Origin of the sequence: Enterococcus aquimarinus, assembly GCF_001885765.1 — a bacterium.
In the GTDB taxonomy this organism is placed as follows: domain Bacteria; phylum Bacillota; class Bacilli; order Lactobacillales; family Enterococcaceae; genus Enterococcus_I; species Enterococcus_I aquimarinus.
Genome location: NZ_JXKD01000030.1, coordinates 1 through 5,672 on the forward strand (window position 1 = coordinate 1; position 5,672 = coordinate 5,672).

The window sequence follows — 5,672 nt, forward strand, 5'->3', positions numbered from 1 at the left end:
AGTATTTCGTTAAAGGAATGTTGGTTGGTTCCGTTAAAGGATAAAAAGTATCATCCATTTGTTTAAAACGGCGTTAGCCGATTTAATAAAAATTTTTTTCGAAGGGGAGAAAGAAATGAAAAAAACAAACGTATTAGTAGGCTTACTTGCATGTGGTGTGTTACTTACTGCATGTGGAAGTGGAGGCAACACCGACGGGAGTGGAAATGCAAGTAACGGTTCTGACAATAGTGGAATCGAATTAGGTACAGTAGGAGAATTTCCTGTCGTCAAAGAAAAAATTTCAATGACCATGATGGGTCCTGGAACCGGGATGGCTGAATGGAAAGATATGCCTGTCTTCCAATCGATGGCTGAAAAAACCAATATTGATTTAACCTTTACGACACCACCAAGTGCGGACTTTGCGACAAAACTAAACTTAGCATTTGCGAGTGGCGATTTACCAGATATTTTATTCGGTACCGATACGAATTCACTGACACCAGCGATGGAAATGGATTATGGTAATCAAGGGATTTTAGTTCCTTTAGAAGATCTGATTCAAGAAAATATGCCGAACTTCAGTAAAATCTTAGAAGAAAATCCTGATATCGCAAAATCAATTACAACACCAGATGGACATATTTATTCCTTGCCAATGATTCATCGCGGTGAAACGGCTATTTGGCCTCGTGGACCACTTTGGTATAACGGCGAATGGTTAGAAGCACTAGATGTGAAAGAACTTCCGAAAACAACGGATGAATTCTATGACTTGCTCGTTCGCTTCCGTGATGAAGATCCAAACGGGAATGGCAAGCAAGATGAAATTCCATTGACCGATGTGAAAATGGATTCGACTCGTCCATGGTTACTCGCAGCATTTGGGTTAACCGACCGCTCAATTGAAGAAATTGATGGCAAAGTTGTTTATGCGCCTATCACTGAAAATTATAAAGAATTCGTAACATATATGAATAAATTGTATTCTGAAAAATTACTCGATCCAGAAGTATACTCTCAAGCCGATGAGCAAAAGAAAGCGAAAGGTCAAAATAATCAAATCGGATTATTCCCAGACTGGTTCTCCTTCTTTACGACTGGCAGAACAGAAAAAGAGTCTGTAATGGATCCAATGTTCTACCCATTAACGTCAGAAATTAATCCAGATCGTATTTCGCCAGCAAGTACTCGTTTAGGTCGTGCCACTTTTGCGATTACAAGTGACAATCCTTCACCAGCGGCAGCATTACGTTGGGTTGATTACTTCTACTCTCCAGAAGGAAATGATTTCCTAAGTGTGGGACCAGAAGGCGCATTCTGGGAATATGCTGAAAATGACAAAGGCGAACAAGTTCGTGTCTTTACGGAAGGTGTAGATTTAGATAACACCGAAGAATCTCGTGCAAAAGTGACACCAAACTATGGTATTACGGTACCGACGATGGCATTCCCTGATAGTAAAGCCGATTTCCCACCAGTCATTGCCAATGCAAATGATGAAGTCGATACAACCTTTAATGACTTCTTAGCAGCAGAGACACAAGAAAAAATTGAACCATTTGCAAAAGTAACATTCCCACTATTGTACTTAACAACTGAAGAGTCTGATAAAGTACGCGATGTTGCGACAGACTTAAAAACGTATGTTGAGCAAATGGAAGCGAAATTTATCACAGGCGTAGAACCAATCGAGAACTGGGATAAATACGTTCAAACAATCGAAAGTATGGGTGTAGAAGACTACGTAGCGATTCATCAACAAGCATACGATCGTTGGGCAAGTACTGAGTGATAACCGTAATCAAGCAGTAGTCTAATAATTCGATGAATAGCCAAAGACTCTATAGAAAGCGCACGAAGTCGGTGCCTGCTATAGAGTCTTTTTTTTATTCATCTTTAAAAATGAATAACCTATAATAAGTGCGATTTTCAATAGAAAAGCACACAATTATTTTTGTGGGAATATGCTATGCTGATTTTTAATAACGCTTTCTAATTTAGAAAAATCGAAAGGATGATAATCATGAGAAATGAATATAGAAATCTGGTAATCCCAATCTTACAAAAATATGAGGTAGCCTCAGAAAATTCATTCTGGGAACTATCACAGGAAACGAGAATCCTCTATAATGATGAAGTTGCTCCCTTTTCTTCACGATTGAAAGAAATAAAACAAATTATTTTTTATGAAGACCACTATAGTTATCTTTCGTTGTTACAAACAGTTAGTGATGATCGAAAAAAAACAGACATTACAATTAATTTAGTTGATACAGCTGAAGTTACACAGCTTAGTAATCATTCAGAAAGTTATCGAATTATTATTAATGAGGAAGGTGTCGAAATTTATGTCTCTTCTATTGAAACACTACTACATGCTTTTAACACGTTAAAACAATTATTGAATCAATTGAATCGTACTCTTTTACATGGTGAGATTATTGATTTTCCTGATATGGATGAAAGAAGATTGCATATCGATATGGGGCGAAAGTACTTTACAAAGAACTGGTTAATTCAACAGATAAGAAAACTATCTGAATTAAAGATGAATACGTTACAACTTCATTTCTCTGAAAACAAAGGATTTCGAATTGAAAGTGAATTCGCTCCTGAAATTGTTTCCGAGGATGGTTACTTAACTAAAAAAGAAGTGCAAGCGGTTTTAATTGAAGCAAAAAAATATGGTGTTCAAATTATACCATCACTTGATACACCAGGACATGTGGAACATATATTGCGCTTTTACCCCGAGTTTGGACAAGTAGGGATTGAGGGTGAGAGAAGCAAAGTTGCGTTAGATATTACGAATTCAGAGGCGATTCGCTTTATTAAATCTCTCTATAGTGAATACATGGAATTATTTAATACCAGCTCTATCTTTCATATTGGTGGCGATGAATACATGGAGTTCGATCGCGCGCCGTTTACGACAATATATAAGCCTGTTCTTAATGAATACGCAGTAAATACGTGGGGGGAAGGTTATAATTGGAAGGATGTAGTAGCTGATTATATTAATCAAATTGCAGCTCATGTCTATCAACACGGTTTGACTCCTCGGATATGGAATGATGGCGTCTATTATGATGAAGAAGAAGTTTATGAAGCAAAGCAAAAAATAGCATTGCACTCTTATATTACCGTCGATTTTTGGTCACAAATGGGTTGGAATCCTAGCGTAGCAACATTAAATACCTTACTTAATAGAGGAATTAGGAAAGTCTACAATGTAAATGCTAGTTATTTCTATTATGTTTTGAGACCAGATAAACCGACAGATGGACGACCAAGCCACTCGTTTGATTTTCTAAACCAAGATCGAAGAATATTTGAAGAATGGCACCCGGGATTATTTGAAAGTAATGTGATAGCAAGTGATGACTACCGTATTGGAGGAGCAAGTTTAGCGGTTTGGTGTGATGTTCCTAACCTTGTCTCAGAAGATATCGTAGCCACAGATATCTCAAAAGAACTAATATCGTTTGCTACAAAGACTTGGAATAAAAACTCGAATCGTATTGTTCCTTATGATTCATTTATTAAAATTTAATTGGTTTTCGAAAAAAATTGTTTGGAGGAAGAGAATGAATAACGATATTAAACAAATTTTATTGAGATATTTTGTATCAATGGCGCTCTTTGTTATTTTTATCATTATCTTATTTTCTTTCTTTTTCTTAAATGTAAAACAATTAGAAACGGAAGAAAGTCGTACAGAGAATTTAGAACAGATCATGAATTTTTTAGAGACGACCCAGCAACAAACCAAAGTAGAAGTAGATGAATTATATCAAAATCTAATTTTTCGAAATAATTTTTCTGACTATTTAATGTTGCCGACCAATCAGTATGTAGAACAAAATTTATCTCAAGGACTAGGATCTAAGTATATTGAGGAAAGTTTTCAAAATATTTTAGCCAATTCGAATACACTAATAGGGATTACGGCGTATGTGAATAGCGAAAGACTTTTTCAATTACAAAAAAAACCGAAGATTCATACGTGGTTAACAACTAAAAATATTACTTATCTAATCAACCAAACAGAGGACTATAAAAATGTTTTGTTGTATTTTTACTATGATTTGAATAATCTCTCCTTGAAAGTTTCTAACGATTCTTTCCATTATGTTATTCGAAATATGGATAATGATGTTTCATTGGGTGTTGTGAACAAAGAAGAGTATCAATATGAAAATACGATAGAGTATCAAAATGTTCGCATTCTTGTGTATCGAAATAAAGCCGGTTCGTTATTCATTGCCGCGAAAATTTTTGGGACAGCTATTATTATTATTATCTTATTTTTAATTACGATTTGGTTCTCATTGCAATTCTCATTTAGAAGTTATTTACAGCAATATAATTCAATCATGAATCGTTTAAAGAATAATTCTTCTAGAACAACGGATTTTGAAATAATTGAAATTTCAGGAAAAGAAGGCGATTTACAACGAATTGCGCATGAAATAAATGAATCAATTATAAAAAGAGAAGAATTAATTAAATCAGAGTATCAAAATATTTTGTTACAAGAAAGAGTCGAGCTATCTAATTTACAACATCAAATTGATCCACATTTTCTTTTTAACAATTTAGAGTTTATCCGAATGAAAGCTTTTTTAAAAAATGATTATGAAATTAGTCAATTTATTTTTGAAGTAAGCCAATTGTATCGTTATAGTTTGAGTAAAGCAGCAGTTATTTCCTTAGATGAAGAAATATCGATGATGAGAACGTATTTGAATATTTATAAGACACGTGATGATGGGAATATTCATTTTAAGATAGACAATCAAATTAGTGAATTGAATATTCCTAAATTTTCGTTACAACCATTTGTAGAAAATTATATAAAATATGGCGTACAAAAGAATAGCAAAAATTATTTATTAATTAAGTGTCTAGAATTAGATAATCGCTATATTTTTAGTTTTTTAGATAATGGAAAAGGGACGACAATAGAGACATTACAAGAAATTTATCGAAAAATCGAAGAAAAAAGTCATTTGGAAAAAAGTATTGGTATTGCAAATTCGATTAAACGCTTAAAATTATTCTATAAAACGCAGGTAGACTATGAAATAAAAAATATTCCTAACCACGGTTTTTTTGTAAAAATTACTATATTTAAAATGAAAAACGTTTAGAAGGGGGCAGATTATAATGAAAAAAGTCGTTATATTAGATGATGAAAAGATAATTGTAGAAGGCTTGAGTTACTTTCTGAGAGAACGTTTTTCACAGGAATTAAAAATTGTAAAAACGTACTATGAAGCAGAAGAAGCACTGATTGATTTGAGAAATACTTCATTTGATATTTTAATCACAGATATTTGTATGTCCGATATGACAGGATTAGAATTAGTCAAAGAATTGCGAAAAAGCAAAAATTTTGAATCAATTATTGTCAGTGCCTATCATAATTTTGATTATGCAAAAGAAAGTATTGATTTAGGAGTTAAGACCTATTTAACAAAGCCAATTGATTTTGAAAAACTCTCTGACACGATCACTAAGATTCTAATCGAAAAAAGTGTAGTACAACCAGAATCGATTGACACAAGACAATATTCATCAGTGATTCATCAAGTATTAAACATCATTCATGCTAATTTTAATCAAGAATTACACTTGAGTGATTTAGCAGACGAATTACATTATAATGCCGCTTATTTGGGACA

General features: G+C 33.6%; 4 protein-coding genes. All 4 read left to right on the top strand.

Annotated features, from left to right (window positions below; translation table 11 throughout):
• Nucleotides 1–115: 115 nt before the first annotated feature.
• Nucleotides 116–1,777, top strand: a complete 1,662-nt coding sequence (locus RU93_RS11695; protein ID WP_071875813.1) for an extracellular solute-binding protein — start codon at nucleotides 116–118, stop codon at nucleotides 1,775–1,777.
• A 231-nt stretch (nucleotides 1,778–2,008) separates the two neighbouring features.
• Entirely contained in the window at nucleotides 2,009–3,538 is a 1,530-nt protein-coding gene (locus RU93_RS11700; protein ID WP_071875810.1) for a family 20 glycosylhydrolase, read from the top strand.
• A gap of 34 nt (nucleotides 3,539–3,572) precedes the next feature.
• Nucleotides 3,573–5,138, top strand: coding sequence for a sensor histidine kinase (locus RU93_RS11705; protein ID WP_071875811.1), 1,566 nt, complete (start codon nucleotides 3,573–3,575; stop codon nucleotides 5,136–5,138).
• Nucleotides 5,139–5,154: 16 nt separating this feature from the next.
• Nucleotides 5,155–5,672 (top strand): response regulator (locus RU93_RS11710; RefSeq protein ID WP_071875812.1); only part of this gene is annotated, 518 nt, incomplete at its 3' end.

What these genes read in the sequence shown, in the direction of transcription:
- RU93_RS11705 (WP_071875811.1), top strand. Translation starts at nt 3,573, where the DNA reads ATGAATAACGATATTAAACAAATTTTATTGAGATATTTTGTATCAATG.
- RU93_RS11695 (WP_071875813.1), top strand. Translation starts at nt 116, where the DNA reads ATGAAAAAAACAAACGTATTAGTAGGCTTACTTGCATGTGGTGTGTTA.
- RU93_RS11700 (WP_071875810.1), top strand. Translation starts at nt 2,009, where the DNA reads ATGAGAAATGAATATAGAAATCTGGTAATCCCAATCTTACAAAAATAT.